The sequence below is a fragment of the Pseudarthrobacter equi genome (assembly GCF_900105535.1).
GTDB classification, from domain to species: domain Bacteria; phylum Actinomycetota; class Actinomycetes; order Actinomycetales; family Micrococcaceae; genus Arthrobacter; species Arthrobacter equi.
Genome location: NZ_LT629779.1, coordinates 4,353,825 through 4,366,875, shown reverse-complemented (window position 1 = coordinate 4,366,875; position 13,051 = coordinate 4,353,825). Strand labels below are relative to the sequence as shown.

The following is a 13,051-nucleotide window of genomic DNA, read 5'->3' as shown; positions in this document are numbered from 1 at the left end:
ATGACTGCCACTGAAACCCACGTCCCCGCTCCCCAGGCGCCCACCACTGTGGAACACGTCCTCACCCTGGACTGCCCGGAAGGGCCCGGCATTGTCCACGCCGTGTCCGGCTTCCTGCTCGAGCACGGCTGCGACATCATCGACAACAAGCAGTTCGGTGAACGCTCCGAAGGCCACTTCTTCATGCGCGTGCACTTCGTCTCCGAGGGGGACGAATCCACGCTGGACGTCCTGCGGGACTCCTTCGCCCCCGTGGCGGAGAAGTTCGGCATGCGCTGGCAGCTGGAACGCCAGGGCTCCAAACGCAAGGTCCTGATCATGGTGTCCAAGTTCGGGCACTGCCTCAACGACCTGCTGTTCCGTGCCCGGATCGGCGAACTGCCCGTGGAGATCGTTGCGGTGGTGTCCAACCACCGGGACCACCAGACCCTGGTGGAGTGGCACGGCATCCCGTTCCACTACATCCCGGTCACTGCCGAGACCAAGCCCGCAGCGGAAGCCGAGCTGATGGAACTGGTGGACGGGCTCGACGTCGAACTGGTGGTGCTGGCCCGCTACATGCAAGTGCTCAGCGACGACCTGACCCGCAAGCTGGACGGCCGGGCCATCAACATCCACCACTCGTTCCTGCCCAGCTTCAAGGGTGCCAAGCCCTACCACCAGGCGTACGCGCGCGGCGTTAAGACCGTGGGCGCCACCGCGCACTACGTCAACGCAGAGCTGGACGAGGGGCCCATCATCTCCCAGCAGGTGGTGGACGTGGACCACACGTACGGCCCCGAGGACCTGGTGGCCGCGGGCCGCGACACCGAATGCAAGGCCCTCTCCAACGCGGTGAAGTGGCACTGCGAAGGCCGGGTCATTCTGCAGGGCAACCGCACGGTGGTGCTCCGCTAGCATGGGCCTCCGCCGCTGCCAGGACTGGAACCGCCTGTTGGGCGTCCCGGTCAGCGCCTGACCGGACATCTCTACAGCTGAAGCGCGGCTGGTTGCCCTCACGGGTGACCGGCCGCGCTTCTTGCTGTGCCCATTGGTGCCCCGCCCGGAGGTGGCCGGCAGGGCTGGGTCTCCCCGCCTTTGGGAGAGGACGACGGCGTGTCCCGGCCACGCGCCGTCGTCCGCGGGTTTGCTGGGGTGAAACCTGGGGAGATTCGGCGGGGCGTGCTCCCGTTACCGAAGCAGCCCCGCCCCGCGGATCAGGCCTCCGTTGCCGGGGACCCGGCGTCGTCCGCTTCTTCAACCTCGAGCAGTAGCGCGGTGCCCTGATACGCCGGCAGGTCGATGAAGAAGCTGTGCAGGTCATCCACCTGGCCCACGGTTTCGCCGCTGAAGAGGTCGCGCACGCTGGCGCCCGGCGGAAGGTGGGTGGACCGGACGCTGCCGGAGATGTCCTGGTCGGAGAAGTTCAGCACGGTGATTTCCACGGCGCCGCCGGCCAGGCCGTTCACCAGGACCAGCAGCCCACGGTGCGAAACGTCCGGCACGTCCAGAAGCGTTCCGGTGGCGATGCCGTGTTCCTCCCGCACCGCCAGGATCCGCTGGAGCCTGCGGGCAAAGGAGTTTTCGTTCTCGAGCTGTTCCGGGAGCGGCCCGTAGAGGCTGCGGGCGCGGGGCATTCCGGAGGATGAAGCCGTGGCGTCCGGGCTGGTGCCCATGATGTCGTGCGCGCCGCGGTTGATCCAGCGGGTGTCACCCTGCGCGATCAGTTCCCCAACGGTGCCGCGGTCCAGCACCGAAATCCCGGTCAGGTCCCAGCCGGAGAGTGCGAAGACGCCCGGCTGCAGCGCGTTGTACATGGACAGCAGGATGTGGGCGTCCAGGACCTGCGCCTCCTGCTCCGGCGTCAGCGCATCCGGGTCCTGGATCCCCAGGGTGGCCATGATGAAGCTGACAGTGGTGCAGGCGATCCCGTTCATGGTGAACACGGAGTTGTAGGGCGCGTTTTCGCCGGTGAGCCGCTCCCGCATGGTCTGCTGGACGTGCTCGGCGATCTGGGCCCCGGTCATTTCCTGGCCGCCGAGCTCGAAGACGTCGTCCCGGTGGCCCGCAGCGAAGTGCATGAGTTCGTACGTGAGCTCGTCGTGGTTCTGCAGGGCATGGACCAGGGAGGCCTGGTCCACCCCGATCTCCTTGGAGAGCCGCAGCGTCAGCCGCAGGAACTCCGTATCCCCGGTGACCAGCGCGAAGTGGTAAGCGGGCCGGGTGATGAAGTCGTAGGAAAGGTCGGGGCCGGATTCGGAGGTGGCCTTGATGTCGTCGATGGTCAGGTTCAGTTCCTGGAAGGAGAACCCGCCCACCTTGCGGATCATGGAGCCGATGAGCTGGTTGGCGGCCTCGGACAGCGGGTGCCCCTCGGACCAGCCCGGCTCCTCCTCGGCGCTCTTCTCCACGCCCAGGAAGCCGTTGGCATCGAGCCGGAGGGCGCCGGTGCCGAGGTCCACCAGGGAGTGCAGGGCATCGCCCACCACCAGGCGCATGCCCGCAAAGGTGGGGTCCAGCCAGTTGATGGACGGCTGGCCGGCCTTGAAGTAGTGGAGGTAAACCCAGCGGCGGGTCTTGCCGGTGGTGTCCACGATGGGCCGGGTGGCGCTCCAGTTGGTTTCCTTCACGCCGGGTTCGTAGAAGATCACCCGCTGCAGGCGGCCGATGATGTAACCGGCCTTCTGCAGGGCCTGTTCCGCATCCGGGCTGAGGTTCACCGAGTCCTTGCCCTCGGGGACGTCCGGCAGCAGGTGCCAGTCCTCCTCGGGGATGTCCACCATGTGGTAGATGCCGGGGTAGTCCCGGAAGTTCATTTCGGCGAGGCGGAAATCGGCGCCCTTGCCGGTGTGGCCCGGGACGATGTCATCGATGATCGTGCCGCCGTGTTCCGCGGCCACCTCGCACATCCGGCGGAATTCATCCTCGTCGCCGAACACCGGGTCGATGCCCATGCTGATCCGGTCGAAGTGGCCGTCCACGCTGGGGGTCTGCATCCATCCGCTGATGCCGCCGGCCAGCTTCACGGGGCCGGTGTGGATGGCGCGGATGCCGATGCTCCGGAACGCCTCCCACATTCCCTCGTCGCCCAGGGCGGACAGGAAGGACTGGCCGGGCTGGGTGATGAAGGACAGGGGATAGGCGGTGAACCACACGGGGGCGCGTTCGACGGCGGCACGCGGGTTGGGGTGCGCGTAGGAGTTCTGCCACATGCTGGCCTGGCCCGAGAGTTGCCGGGCGAGCGTGTTGGCGTCCCCGAGCATCGCCTGGTTCCGCAGCCATTCGACATAGGCTGCGTTGCGTCCGTCGAACTCGAAGGACGGCCTGGTGGCAAGGTATTGGCGGCGCCGGGCGATGGGCCTCAGGGCCTTGGGGCGTGCCGGGTAGAACTGTTCGTCGTAACTGATCTCCGCGTCGGCTGCCTGCTCGGTGGCAGCGGCCGTCTCCTGGCCTTCTTCGACATCGAGGGCATCTGCTTCAAAAATCCCCTCGCTGGTGGTCGGTTCGCTCATGGTTCCTCTTTCCGAAGGTTACTTCCATGGCCCGGAAGCGAACCCCCGGGACACCTTGCGCACGAATTCACCGTACCCCGGCGGGCACGGGCTATTCGCGGAACCGCGGCGGTGCGGCAGTAAAGGACTGTCATACGCACCGCTGCGCTTACGGACAAGAACCGGTCGCTGGCGGACAAACGGCCGCATGATCCCCGCTGCGAAGCTGGATTCCTCAACAACTTCCCCGCGCATGACCGTGAGAAGGACCCTTATGAGTATTTCGAATTCCGAACCCCGGACCACTGACGCTCCGGCCAGGGAGCACTCCACCGCCCTCCGCGCCGGAAGCGTCGGAGTAATGGGCATCCTCTTCTTTGTCCTGTCCGCCCAGGCGCCGCTGACCGGCATCGTGGGCGCCTCGCCGCTCGCGGCAGCCCTTGGCAACGGCGCCGGCGCCCCGGGCGCCTACCTGATTGTCGGCGTCGTGATTGTCATCTTCGCGGTGGGCTTCGTAGCCATGAGCCGCAGGATCCAGGCCAACGGCGCCTTCTACGCCTATGTGACGGCCGCGTTCGGCCGGAGAACCGGCGCCGGCGCGGCCTGGCTGGCCCTGCTGGCCTACAACACCATCCAGGCGGCCATGTACGGGCTGTACGGTGCGGCCTTCTCGGGGCTGCTCGCCCCCGTGGGCCTCGACGTTCCGTGGTGGCTGCTGGCCCTGGCCACCATGGCCGGCGTCCAGGTCCTCGGATCCCTGAATATCGAACTCGGCGCCCGTATCCTGGCCCTGCTGGTGGGCCTGGAAGTGGCGGTGCTGCTGCTGTTCGGCTTCACCGTCCTCTTCAGCGGCGGCGGCCCGGAGGGCATCAGTGTTGCGGCCTCCTTCTCGCCCCAGGCCATCGGCGCCGGCGCCCCTGGGGTGGCCATCATGTTTGCCGTGGCGTCCATGTTCGGGTTCGAATCCACCGCCATCTACTCGGCCGAAGCCAAAGACGCGCACCGCACGGTGGCCCGGGCCACCTACCTTTCTGTGGGCGTCATCTCTCTGTTCTTTTCCTTCATCTCCTGGATGCTGGTCAGCTACTACGGGCCGTCCAGGGTGATGGACGCCGCCGGGGCAGCCCTGGAATCGGGAGATGCCACCTCCTTCGTGCTTGGCCCGATGGTGGAACTCTTCGGCCCGTGGGCGGGGACGGTCACGGGCATCCTGCTGGTGACGTCGCTGCTGGCCGGGATCATCGCCTTCCACAACGGCATCAACCGCTACCTGCATTCGCTGGCGCTCCGCGGTTCCATGCCCGCCCGGGTGGCCCGGACCAACCGGCACCGCGCACCCGCCGTCGCCGCCTGGATCCAGACCGCCGCCGCCGTCGTCCTGGTGATGCCGTTCGCGGCCCTTGCCCTGGATCCCGTCCTTACCCTGTTCTCCTGGTTCAGCGGGCTGGCCGTGGCGGCGCTGCTGGTGCTGTACATGCTGTGCTCCGTGGCCGTCGTCGGCTTCTTCCGCCGCGAATCCGCCGGGGCCGGGCTGTGGCAGACGATGATCGCCCCCGCGCTCGCATCCGTCCTGCTCGCATGGGTCCTCTTCCTGGTGGTCAGCAACTTCACAGCCCTGATCGGCGGCAGCGCGGAAACAGCGGCGGCCCTGCTGGCCGCCGTGCCCGTGGTCTTCGTGGCGGGGGTGCTGGTGGAAGCCAGGGTTCAGCGCCACCTGGACGGTGCCGGCCGCGGAACGGCAAAAGCGGACCTGAGCCTCAGCTGAGCGTTGCCCGGCCGGCGGCAGGACCCGGCGGCAACGGAGTGGTCCGATGCGGAGCTGACGTTTCGCGCCGGGCCAACCCGTGCGCGGCACAGAACAGCCCAACCACGGCGACGGCTGCCCCCCACGCCGCCTCCGGGCCGGCCGGCCAGGTGCCGGCCAGCCCCAGGAAAGCCGGAACGGTGGCCGTAACGGGGCTGGCCAGCACCAGGGCCCACCCGATAAACGGGTCCATCCGCTTCCGGCCCAGTGCCAGGGAACCGAACAGGGCGCCCCACAGCACAGCCCAGGCCAGCCACAGGACTGCGAGCAGGGGATCGGAGCCGAGCCAGGCCGCGGCGAGGAGCAGCCCCAGTCCGGCCACCATGCCGCAGAACCAGCCCAGCCCCTTCGATCCCAGGTGCAGCAGCGAGTCCAGCCCCACGTAGACATAGGTAAGCCCGAACAGGAACATCCCGGCCACCGTCAGCAGCGGCGCCGCGTAACCCGCCAGGGACAGCAGGCCGAGCAGCAGCTGGAGGGGCCCCACCACCAGGTTCAGGACGGCGGCATCCCGCCACGGCAGCCGGTTCAGGGTGGCCAGGCCGTTGACCAGCAGGACGGCGCCGGAAAGCAGGAGGCAGAGGTAGGCCATGTCACGCCGCCCGTGAGCCGTGGATGCGCCGAACTTCAGATATCGCAGGATGGAATTTCGTTGTCACAATACGGAGATTAGCCCAGAAAGCTGGCTTCGCTTGGCGGTCGGCAGTCGCAATCGGTTAGGTTGAAACATAAACCTCTTGGGACAGTGCCGCCTCCTGTGTGCCGTCCCGCGTCCGGCCACGGTAAGGAAAACATCATGGATGCACGGCTCGAGGCCATCCGGGACACCGTCCTGGCCAGGAACCCCGGCGAAGCGGAATTCCACCAGGCTGTGGTGGAAGTCTTCGAAAGCCTGGGGCCGGTCCACGACAGGCACCCCGAGTTCCTTGAAGCCGCCATCCTGGAACGGCTGTGCGAGCCCGAGCGGCAGATCATCTTCCGCGTCCCGTGGACCGACGACGCCGGACGGGTCCAGATCAACCGCGGCTTCCGGGTGGAATTCAACTCCGCCCTGGGGCCGTACAAGGGCGGCCTGCGGTTCCACCCGTCCGTGTACCTGGGCATCGTCAAGTTCCTTGGATTTGAACAGATCTTCAAGAACGCCCTCACCGGCATGCCCATCGGCGGCGGCAAGGGCGGCTCCGATTTCGATCCCCGCGGCCGCAGCGACGCCGAAGTCATGCGCTTCTGCCAGTCCTTCATGACCGAGCTCTACCGGCACATCGGCGAATACACCGACGTTCCGGCCGGTGACATTGGCGTGGGCGGCCGCGAAATCGGCTACCTCTTCGGCCAGTACAAGCGCATCACCAACAGGTATGAGTCAGGCGTCCTCACCGGCAAGGGCATCTCCTGGGGCGGGTCCCTGGTCCGCCCCGAGGCCACCGGGTTCGGCACGGTCATCTTCACGCAGGAGATGCTGAAGACCCGGGGGTCCTCCTTCGACGGCCAGCGCGTGGTGGTTTCCGGTTCCGGCAACGTGGCCATCAACGCGATCGCCAAGGCGAAATCGCTGGGCGCCACCGTGGTGGCCTGCTCCGACTCTTCGGGCTACGTGGTGGACGAGGCAGGCATCGACGTCGCGCTTCTCCGCGAGGTGAAGGAAGTGGAGCGCGGCCGCCTGAAGGACTATGCGGAGCGCCGCGGCGGCGTCGCGTACGTGGAGGGCGGCTCCGTGTGGGACGTCGACGCAACGGTGGCACTGCCCTGCGCCACGCAGAACGAGCTCGACGGCGATGCTGCCGCCCGCCTGGTGCGCGGCGGCCTCCTGGCGGTCGGCGAAGGCGCCAACATGCCCTCCACCCGCGACGCCGTTGCGGTGTTCCAGGATGCCGGACTGCTGTTTGGCCCCGGCAAGGCTGCCAACGCAGGCGGCGTGGCCACCTCGGCATTGGAAATGCAGCAGAACGCCAGCCGGGATTCGTGGTCCTTCGAGCACACCGAAGAGCGGCTGACCGAGATCATGGTGGGTATCCACCACCGCTGCGCGTCCACCGCCGACGAGTACGGCCAGCCGGGCAACTATGTGCTGGGCGCCAACATCGGCGGGTTCGTCAAGGTGGCCGATGCCATGCTGGCCCAGGGCCTGATCTGACCGCGGCTTCATCAGGCATTGGGGCTACTCCGGGTGCCGCTCCGGGATGCCGCACCCGCCGGCCGTCCCTGGCTGCACCTTCTAACTGCCGCGGCGCCAGTCCGACGGCGGCACGCCAAACGCATCCCGGAACGTGCGGCTGAAGTGTGCCGCATCCAGGAAGCCCCAGCGGGCGGCAACGGCGCCGACCGGCAGCCCGGCGTGCAGAGGGTCCCGGAGGTCGCGGCGGGCCCCTTCCAGCCGCTGCGTCCGGATCCACGTGGCCACAGTGGTTCCGGACTCGTGGAAGACGTTGTGCAGGTGCCGGGTGGAAATGAAATGCGCCGCCGCGATGCTGGCCGGCGAAAGCAGCGGATCTGACAGGTTCGCGTCAATGTACTCGCGCACCGCCACCGCCAGCAGGGCCTGCGGCTTCATCCGGTCCGGGGAGATGTCCATTTCGGCGTGCAGCATGGTGGACACCAGGTCCAGGGCGTTGGCCGCGAGCCTCGAGCCGCTGGGGCCGTTGAGCACGTCCAGATTCTCGGAGAGCTGCCGGATGAACTGTCCCACGATGCCGCTGAGGCCGCCGTCGCCGGCCATCCGCACTGCCGCCAGCTGCCCTACATACTCCGTGGGCAGGGCGAGGGTATCGCACGGGAACATCACCACCATGATCCGGGTGGTGTCCTCGAAGGCCAGCGTGTAGGGCCGGTTGGTGTCGTAGATGGCGAGGTCGCCGGGCCGGAGGACCGCCTCCCGGTTGTCCTGGATCAGCAGGCCGGTGCCTTCGAGCTGCAGGTTCAGTTTGAAATACCGCTCGTGGGCCCGGGCAATGAGCGCCGGCGTGCGGTGGACTTCGTGGGATGTGGCCGTGACCTCCACGATGGACATCCGGTCCAGGACCCTGGAACGCAGCTGTCCGCGGAATCCCTCAACGTCTGCCGTCCTCGCCGTCAGCGGCACAAAGGACTCCGCCACCAGGTGCTTCCAGTGGTCGAACGATGAGGCAATGCTGGCGGTGAGGGCCTGGCTTGCGGGGGCCGTAGCCCGGACGGGTGCTGGCATGGCTGCTCCTGACGAGTGGTCACTCGGACGTTCCCCCGGAACTGTGTCGTGGAACACAGTGACAACAGGTTAGGGTCCGCGGAATCTTTTTTCAACACTTGGCGAAAAAAGACGACGGCGGCACCTTCCCGCGTGCCGCCGTCGAACGTCCCCCGGACACGCAACGGCGTGGCATGATCAGGCCATGGAAGGTTCAGGCGGGACGCGGCGGGACTTCAATGCGCGCTCGCATCACTCGCGCCTGCGGATGCTGGTGATGCTCGCCGTCGGGCTGGCAACGGCGGTGCTGGTGGGGGCCCTGGGGAGCTGGGCCTACGCGCCCGCGCTTGGCTGGGCCGCGGCGTCCGCCACCTACCTGGCCTGGGTCTGGAGCGTCATCGGGCGCCTGGGGCCGGAGGCCACAGCCGCCCATGCACGGCGCGAAGACCCGGGCAGGGTGTTTTCCGACGCCCTGGTCCTGACCGCCACCGTGGCAAGCTTCGCCGGCGTGGGCCTCATCCTCGTCGATGCGTCCAAGGCGGAGGGCTTCGCCAAGGATGCCATCGTGGCCATGGCCCTTGGCAGCATTGCCCTGTCCTGGTTCCTGGTGCACACCCTCTTCACTTTGCGCTACGCCTCGATCTTCTACCGGGACCGGGGCGGGATCGATTTCAACGGGGAAGAACCTCCCCGCTACAAGGATTTTGCGTACCTGGCCTTCACGGTGGGCATGACCTTCCAGGTTTCGGACACGAGCCTCAAGACGCGGGCGATCCGCGGCACGGTCCTCCGGCAGGCGCTGCTGTCCTACCTCCTGGGAACCATCGTGCTGGCCACCACCATCAACCTGGTCTCGGGCCTTGTCCGCTAGGCGGAGCCGGTCGCATGGCCCGGACATGCGAATGGGTGCAGTTCCCTCAAGGGAACTGCACCCATTGCTGTACCGGGAGCCGGCCAGGGACTAGTCCTTCTTGAAGGCGTCCTTGACCTTTTCGCCGGCCTGCTTCAGGTCAGCTTTGGCCTGATCGGTCTTGCCTTCGGCCTTCAGGCTCTCATCGCCTGAAGCGTGGCCGGCAGCTTCCTTGCCCTTGCCGCCAAGCTTTTCCGCGGCGTTATCAATCTTGTCGTCCAAACCCATGAGCTGCTCCTTGCGTTCGTACCCGCCCCGGGAAGCCCCGGAACCTGACCCTCAATACTAAGCATGCTTTTAGTTTTCTGCGTCCCCTTCCCGGCGGGTTTAAGGCAAACTCACAGGATTAGGTAGGGTTTCCCCGATGTCCCCGCCGGTTGCCCTATCGGGCGCTCCCGGCGGCACGTGTTGTCCGGTTTAGCAGCGCAGCAGGGCCAGATAGCCGTCAAGCTGCGCGTCGTGGCCGAAGTCCGCCTGGCCCGGCGGGGCGAGTGCAGCCTCGATCTGGGCGCCGAGCAGCATGTTCAGGAGCTGGCGGGCCAGGAGGGAATCGTCGACGGCGGCGCGGACGTCGCCGCTGTTCCGCGCCTCCGCGAGGTAGCGCCGGATGGTGTCCACCCATTCCTCCATGGACTGCCGGTGGATTTCGGCCTTCCCGGGGTCGGTAACCGCCTTCTGCCAGAACGGGATCACGATGCGGGCCTCGTTGATGCGTTCTTCATCCAGGGGGAGGACCTCGAGGCAGAAGGCCTGGAGGGCATCCAGGCCGGACCTGCCCCCGGTGACTTCCGCAATGCGCCGGTTGGTCCGGTTGAACACGTGGCTGAAGGCGAACTCCAGGAGTGTGTCCTTGGTGGGGAAGTAGGGTTTCAGGGCTCCGTTCGCGAAGCCGGCTTCCAGGGCGATTTCCCGCATGGTGGCGCCTTCCATGCCCTGCCTGGCGATGATCCGCCAGGTGGCATCCACCAACTCGAGGCGCCGCTCGTCGTGGTCAACAATCTTCGGCACCGCGGCCCACTCCCGGAAATTTTTTGGCTCAGACTCTTGTGGGCCATGTTACGGACGTTTATTCTCTACAACTATAGAAAATAAGCCACCGGCAGCCGGCGACGGCCCGATCAAAGGTTTCCCATGACTCCTACCCCCACCGAAACCACCACGGCATCGGCCTCTGCAACTGCCTATGGGCCGGTCACGGCAGCTGAGATCCTTGAGGTGCGTGCCATCCTCCAGGCCGAGGGGCTCTTTGGCCCGCAGCACCGCATCGCCTACCTGGGGTTGCTGGATCCGGCGCGGCGCACGGATCTCCGCGGCACGGATCTCCGCGGCACGGATCTCCGCGGTGACGCCGGCGAAGTGAACCGCCGGTTCCGTACCTTCATCCACGATGTCTCCGGCGCTGCGCCGCGCGATGTTGTGGTCTCCGTGACGCAGCGGACAGTGGAAACCGCCGTCGAGCTCGATACCGCGGTGACCGGCGAACTGCCGGTCCTCGAAGAGGAGTTCGAGGTGGTGGAGTCACTGCTTGCCGCTGACGGACGCTGGCTGCAGGCACTCGCGGACCGGGGGCTCGACGTCGAAAAGGTCCGGGTGGCACCGCTCTCCGCCGGCGTCTTCGAGTACCCCGAGGAAAAAGGCCGGCGCATCCTTCGCGGCCTGGCGTTCGTCCAGGACTTCCCGGAGGACAGCGCCTGGGCGCACCCGGTGGACGGCCTGGTGGCGTACGTGGACGTGGTCAGCCAGGAAGTCACCCAGGTGATCGACCTCGGTGCCGTTCCCGTCCCGGCCGAACACGGTAACTACACCGACCCCGAACTGACCGGCCCGCTGCGCACCACGCAGAAGCCCATCAGCATCACCCAGCCCGAGGGGCCCAGCTTCACCGTCACGGGCGGCAACCACGTGGAATGGGAAAAATGGAGCCTGGACGTGGGGTTCGATTCCCGCGAAGGCGTGGTCCTCCACAACCTCGCATTCCAGGACGGCGACCGGAAACGGGCCATCATCAAACGGGGTTCCATCGCCGAGATGGTGGTTCCGTACGGCGATCCGTCACCCATCCGGTCCTGGCAGAACTACTTCGACACCGGCGAATACCTGGTGGGCCAGTACGCCAACTCGCTGGAACTGGGCTGCGACTGCCTGGGCGAGATCATCTACCTGAGCCCGGTCATCAGTGATTCGTTTGGCAACCCGCGGGAAATCCGCAACGGCATCTGCGTGCACGAGGAGGACTGGAGCATCCTCTCCAAGCACTCCGACCTGTGGAGCGGGGTCACCTACACCCGCCGCAACCGCCGCCTGGTGATCTCCTTCTTCACCACCATCGGCAACTACGACTACGGCTTTTACTGGTACCTCTACCTGGACGGCACCATCGAGTTCGAGGCTAAGGCCACCGGCGTTGTGTTCACGTCGGCGTTCCCGGAGGGCGGCTCGGACAACATCTCCCAGCTCGCCCCCGGCCTGGGCGCGCCGTTCCACCAGCACCTCTTCAGCGCCAGGCTGGACATGGCCATCGACGGATTCACCAACCGGGTGGAGGAAGAAGACGTCATTCGGCAGTCCATGGGCCCCGGGAACGAGCGCGGCAACGCCTTTTCCCGGAAGCGCACGCTGCTGGCGCGGGAGTCCTACGGCGTCCGGGAAGCCGATGCGCGGGCCGGCCGCACCTGGATCATCTCCAACGCCGAATCCCGCAACCGGCTGGGCGAACCGGTGGGCTACAAGCTCCACTCGCAGAACCAGCCCACGCTGCTGGCCGATCCGGACTCCTCCATTGCCCGCCGCGCGGCGTTCGCCACCAAGGACCTCTGGGTTACCCGCCACGCCGAGGAGGAGCGGTACCCCACCGGAGATTTCGTGAACCAGCACGGCGGCGGAGCTGGCTTGCCCGGGTATGTGGCGCAGGACCGGGACATTGACGGCCAGGACATCGTGGTGTGGCATACCTTCGGCCTCACCCACTTCCCGCGGGTGGAGGACTGGCCCATCATGCCCGTGGATACCGTGGGGTTTAAGCTCCGCCCCGAGGGGTTCTTCGACAGGAGCCCAGTCCTGGACGTTCCCGCGAACCCGAACCAGCAGGCGTCCTCCTGCCACAGCGAGGGCGGCAGCGGTGGTTGCCACTAGCCTGGTCCCCGCCGCGCCGGGCGGCACAGCCACGCGGACGACGCCGGGCGGCCGGGTCCGCGCCCAAGGTCCCGTCCTGCACCGGCGCCTCTGCGCGGTGGTCACCGCAGTGTCCTGCGCTGCGCACCTGTGGCTGGCTGTCTCGGGGCACCACGGACCCTGGCTGGGTTTCCTGATGATCGCCATCGCAGCAGTCTGCGTTCCCTGCACCGTGCACATTTGGCGGCACAGCCGGGTGGGGGCCTTGCACCAGGTGGCGGTGTCCGCCGTGGTGATGGTGGCTGTGCACGCTGTCCTCCTGCTGGGCGCGGCCGGTACGGGGCACGCCCACGGGGGAGGGCCGGCGTCGGCCGCAATTTCCTTGCCTGCGGCGGCAGCCAGTGCCCAGCTGCTGCTGGTCATCGTCCTCGAACTCACCACCGCGCTGCTCGCCGCAACGCTGGTGGCGCGGCTCCGTGCCGCGCACCGGCATGGCTGAGCCACCCGGCGTCACGCAGGGCACGCTTTTGGCCTCCTCGGGCCCGGTGTTCCGCGCAAAGCCGGGGATCCGCCGTCGGGCGTGCTCCGAAAGGGTG

At 67.2% G+C, this 13,051-nt stretch carries 11 protein-coding genes; 6 read left to right on the top strand and 5 right to left on the bottom strand.

All coding sequences use genetic code 11. From position 1 onward, the window contains the following. Positions 1-897: a formyltetrahydrofolate deformylase gene (gene purU, locus BLT71_RS19830; RefSeq protein ID WP_091723578.1), complete on the top strand. Its 897-nt coding sequence runs from the start codon at positions 1-3 to the stop codon at positions 895-897. Between the two features lie 299 nt (positions 898-1,196). On the opposite strand, the gene treS is transcribed toward purU, so the two are convergent. Beyond that, entirely contained in the window at positions 1,197-3,491 is a 2,295-nt protein-coding gene (gene treS / locus BLT71_RS19825; protein ID WP_091723576.1) for a maltose alpha-D-glucosyltransferase, read from the bottom strand. Positions 3,492-3,744: 253 nt separating this feature from the next. Here treS and BLT71_RS19820 point away from each other — a divergent pair, with 253 nt between their 5' ends. Further along, positions 3,745-5,235: an APC family permease gene (locus BLT71_RS19820; RefSeq protein WP_091723574.1), complete on the top strand. Its 1,491-nt coding sequence runs from the start codon at positions 3,745-3,747 to the stop codon at positions 5,233-5,235. Here BLT71_RS19820 and BLT71_RS19815 read toward each other — a convergent pair. Further along, positions 5,228-5,866, bottom strand: a complete 639-nt coding sequence (locus BLT71_RS19815; protein ID WP_091723572.1) for an AmiS/UreI family transporter — start codon at positions 5,864-5,866, stop codon at positions 5,228-5,230. The two genes, BLT71_RS19820 and BLT71_RS19815, sit on opposite strands and share 8 nt — an antisense overlap. Positions 5,867-6,070: 204 nt before the next feature. Here BLT71_RS19815 and gdhA point away from each other — a divergent pair, with 204 nt between their 5' ends. Next, positions 6,071-7,408 carry an NADP-specific glutamate dehydrogenase gene (gene gdhA, locus BLT71_RS19810; RefSeq protein WP_091723571.1) on the top strand — a complete coding sequence of 446 codons (1,338 nt, stop codon included), beginning with the start codon at positions 6,071-6,073 and terminating at the stop codon, positions 7,406-7,408. A gap of 81 nt (positions 7,409-7,489) precedes the next feature. On the opposite strand, the gene BLT71_RS19805 is transcribed toward gdhA, so the two are convergent. Further along, complete coding sequence (locus tag BLT71_RS19805; protein WP_091723569.1) at positions 7,490-8,455, bottom strand: AraC-like ligand-binding domain-containing protein; 966 nt, start codon at positions 8,453-8,455, stop codon at positions 7,490-7,492. A 247-nt stretch (positions 8,456-8,702) separates the two neighbouring features. On the opposite strand from BLT71_RS19805, the gene BLT71_RS19800 reads away from it, so the two are divergent. Further along, complete coding sequence (locus tag BLT71_RS19800) at positions 8,703-9,305, top strand: DUF1345 domain-containing protein (protein WP_407681250.1); 603 nt, start codon at positions 8,703-8,705, stop codon at positions 9,303-9,305. Between the two features lie 90 nt (positions 9,306-9,395). Here the strand turns inward: BLT71_RS19800 and BLT71_RS19795 are convergent, their stop codons facing one another. Both BLT71_RS19795 and BLT71_RS19790 read right to left on the bottom strand, forming a co-directional pair. Next, a complete protein-coding gene (locus BLT71_RS19795; RefSeq protein WP_045730732.1) occupies positions 9,396-9,572 on the bottom strand; it encodes a CsbD family protein in 177 nt (58 codons plus the stop codon). A gap of 189 nt (positions 9,573-9,761) precedes the next feature. Further along, a complete protein-coding gene (locus BLT71_RS19790) occupies positions 9,762-10,352 on the bottom strand; it encodes a TetR/AcrR family transcriptional regulator (protein WP_091723566.1) in 591 nt (196 codons plus the stop codon). Positions 10,353-10,475: 123 nt separating this feature from the next. Between BLT71_RS19790 and BLT71_RS19785 the strand changes: the two genes are divergently transcribed. Together BLT71_RS19785 and BLT71_RS19780 are read left to right on the top strand one after the other, a co-directional pair. After that, positions 10,476-12,476 carry a primary-amine oxidase gene (locus tag BLT71_RS19785; RefSeq protein ID WP_091723564.1) on the top strand — a complete coding sequence of 667 codons (2,001 nt, stop codon included), beginning with the start codon at positions 10,476-10,478 and terminating at the stop codon, positions 12,474-12,476. Further along, the gene (locus tag BLT71_RS19780; RefSeq protein WP_172830013.1) at positions 12,463-12,954 is read left to right on the top strand and encodes a hypothetical protein; all 492 of its coding nucleotides are present in this window, start codon (positions 12,463-12,465) and stop codon (positions 12,952-12,954) included. The genes BLT71_RS19785 and BLT71_RS19780 overlap by 14 nt, the downstream gene beginning before the upstream one ends. Positions 12,955-13,051: the final 97 nt, after the last annotated feature.

What these genes read in the sequence shown, in the direction of transcription:
- purU (WP_091723578.1), top strand. Translation starts at nt 1, where the DNA reads ATGACTGCCACTGAAACCCACGTCCCCGCTCCCCAGGCGCCCACCACT.
- treS (WP_091723576.1), bottom strand. Translation starts at nt 3,491, where the DNA reads ATGAGCGAACCGACCACCAGCGAGGGGATTTTTGAAGCAGATGCCCTC.
- BLT71_RS19820 (WP_091723574.1), top strand. Translation starts at nt 3,745, where the DNA reads ATGAGTATTTCGAATTCCGAACCCCGGACCACTGACGCTCCGGCCAGG.
- BLT71_RS19815 (WP_091723572.1), bottom strand. Translation starts at nt 5,866, where the DNA reads ATGGCCTACCTCTGCCTCCTGCTTTCCGGCGCCGTCCTGCTGGTCAAC.
- gdhA (WP_091723571.1), top strand. Translation starts at nt 6,071, where the DNA reads ATGGATGCACGGCTCGAGGCCATCCGGGACACCGTCCTGGCCAGGAAC.
- BLT71_RS19805 (WP_091723569.1), bottom strand. Translation starts at nt 8,455, where the DNA reads ATGCCAGCACCCGTCCGGGCTACGGCCCCCGCAAGCCAGGCCCTCACC.
- BLT71_RS19800 (WP_407681250.1), top strand. Translation starts at nt 8,703, where the DNA reads ATGCTGGTGATGCTCGCCGTCGGGCTGGCAACGGCGGTGCTGGTGGGG.
- BLT71_RS19795 (WP_045730732.1), bottom strand. Translation starts at nt 9,572, where the DNA reads ATGGGTTTGGACGACAAGATTGATAACGCCGCGGAAAAGCTTGGCGGC.
- BLT71_RS19785 (WP_091723564.1), top strand. Translation starts at nt 10,476, where the DNA reads ATGACTCCTACCCCCACCGAAACCACCACGGCATCGGCCTCTGCAACT.